This is a genomic window from Acinetobacter sp. B-6 (genome assembly GCF_056930735.1).
In genome coordinates, this window is the sequence record NZ_JBXPBY010000053.1 from 1 (window position 1) to 568 (window position 568).

General features: G+C 51.9%; 1 protein-coding gene. It reads right to left on the bottom strand.

Annotation, left to right across the window (positions count from 1 at the left end; all coding sequences use genetic code 11):
- Positions 1-568, bottom strand: a 568-nt coding sequence (locus AC1Z3T_RS21185; protein ID WP_483396996.1) for an Ig-like domain-containing protein, incomplete at both ends; no start/stop codon positions are given.

Consider the following 568-nt stretch of genomic DNA (forward strand, 5'->3'; position numbering starts at 1 on the left):
CGTGCTGCCATCTGGATAGCGAATTTCAATGTTGCTGTTTGGCTCAGCCGTTCCACTGACGCTTACCGAACCATCTGGATTGCCGGTGACATTGACCACTGGTGCTACTGGATCAATATTGTCAACGTAATTGGTACTAGTACTTGGTCCAGTGTTGCCTGAAGCATCGGTCACTGTGCCACTCACCGTACCTGTCGGTTGGTTGATTGCAGAAGTCACAGGTCCATAATTACCTGAACTGTCCACCGCTGTGGTGACTGTGCTGCCATCTGGATAGCGGATTTCAATGTTGCTGTTTGGCTCAGCCGTGCCACTGACGCTCACCGAACCATCTGGATTGCCTGTGACATTGACCACTGGTGCTGCGGGATCAATGTTGTCAACGTAATTGGTACTGGTACTTGGTCCAGTGTTGCCTGAAGCATCGGTGACTGTACCACTCACCGTACCTGTCGGTTGGTTGATCGCTGAGGTCACCGGTCCGTAATTGCCTGAACTGTCCACGGGCGTCGTCACAGTGCTGCCATCTGGATAGCGAATTTCAATGTTGCTGTTTGGCTCAGCTGTG